This is a genomic window from Alterirhizorhabdus solaris, from assembly GCF_007785815.1.
GTDB classification, from domain to species: Bacteria; Pseudomonadota; Alphaproteobacteria; order Sphingomonadales; family Sphingomonadaceae; genus Alterirhizorhabdus; species Alterirhizorhabdus solaris.
The window spans coordinates 1-1,596 of sequence record NZ_VNIM01000204.1; the positions used below are offsets into that span (position 1 = coordinate 1).

The 1,596-nt window shown below is 70.8% G+C and carries 2 protein-coding genes; both read right to left on the reverse strand.

Annotation, left to right across the window (positions count from 1 at the left end):
- The coding region (locus FOY91_RS21295; RefSeq protein WP_145156067.1) for a trimeric intracellular cation channel family protein at nucleotides 1-548 on the reverse strand (548 nt) is incomplete at its 3' end.
- A gap of 136 nt (nucleotides 549-684) precedes the next feature.
- A partial coding sequence (locus tag FOY91_RS21300) for a homogentisate 1,2-dioxygenase domain-containing protein (RefSeq protein WP_145156069.1) occupies nucleotides 685-1,596 on the reverse strand: 912 nt, incomplete at its 5' end.

A 1,596-nucleotide genomic window follows, 5' to 3' on the forward strand; every position in this document is an offset into this window, starting at 1 on the left:
CCCACCACCGCCGCCACCGGCGCGGCGACGCCCAGCAGCGTCAGCCCCACGAACAGCCCGGCCGCCAGCGCCGCCGCCGTCACGTACAGTTCGGGTCGCAGCAGGATCGAGGGTTCGCCCGCCAGCACGTCGCGGATGATGCCGCCCATGCAGGCCGTCACCACCCCCATCACGGCGGCGGACAGCGGCGGCACGCCGTGGGCCAGCGCCTTGCCCGCGCCATAGACGGCGTAGGCCGCCAGCCCCACCGCATCGAACCAGTCCAGCGCGCGCGGCGACCATAGCCGTGCGGGCGTGAGCCATACCGCCAGCGCCACGATCAGGCAGGTGGCGATGGCGCGCGAATCGACCATCCAGAACACCGGCGCGTCGATCAGCAGATCGCGCAGCGTGCCGCCGCCGGTGCCCGTCACCGCCGCGAAGAAGGCGAAGGTGACGAGCGTCTGCCGCTGCCGCGCCGCCGCCAGCGCGCCGGAGGCGGCGAACACCGCGATCCCCGCCACGTCGCCCCACGCCAGCGCCTGCGTGAAATCCCACCCCGCCGGCATCATCGCCCGTGTCTCCGTTCGGCCCGCCGGGAAGCCGGCGCGACGATGCGATAGCGTCACCTGCCGTCACGATGCCAGCGTGGCGTGTCGCCTTCCCCGGGGCGGGGCGCCGGTCCCCGCCCGGCCATCGCCCGGATCACCCCGGCGGCAGCACCGCCTTGCGGAAGCCCTGCCACACCGCGTCGTAATCAGGCTGCAGCGTGGGGCTGGTCATCGCCGCGCGGGTGGGGCGGATCACGTCGCGGCTCTCGAACATGAAGGCCATCGTACCGTCCAGCCGCTGCGGCACGAGATCGGCGGCGATCGCCTTGTCGTAGCTGGCGCGGTCGGGGCCGTGGCCGTTCATCCGGTTGTGCAGCGATCCGCCGCCCGGCGCGAAGCCGCCTTCCTTGGCATCGTAGGTGCCGGCCAGCAGCCCCATATATTCGCTCATCACGTTGCGATGGAACCACGGCGGGCGGAACGTGCCCTCCGCCACCATCCAGCGCGGCGGAAAGATCACGAAGTCGCAATTGGCGGTGCCGGCCACGTCGGACAGGCTGGTCAGCACCGTGAAGATCGACGGATCGGGGTGATCGAAGCTGACGGTGTTGATCGTATTGAACCGCGCCAGATCGTAGCGGCACGGCGCGAGATTGCCGTGCCAGGCCACCACGTCGAACGGTGAATGGTCGAGCATGGTCGCCCACAACCCGCCCTCGAACTTCTGGATCAGCTCGTGATCGCCATCGCGATCCTCGTACCACGACACCGGCGTCTCGAAATCGCGGGGGGAAGCGAGCCCGTTGGCGCCGATCGGGCCGAGATCGGGCAGGCGGAAGGGCTGGCCGTAATTCTCGCAGACATAGCCCCGCGAATCGCCGTCCGGCAGATCCACCGCGAAGCGCAGCCCGCGCGGGATCAGCGCGATCTGGAGCGGCGCCACCTCCAGCCGGCCCAGTTCGGTGCGGATCGTCAGGCGGCTGGCCTGCGGCACGATCAGCATCTCGCCATCGGCCGACACGAACACGCGCGTGCCCATGCCCCGGTTGGCCGCATAGAGGTGGAT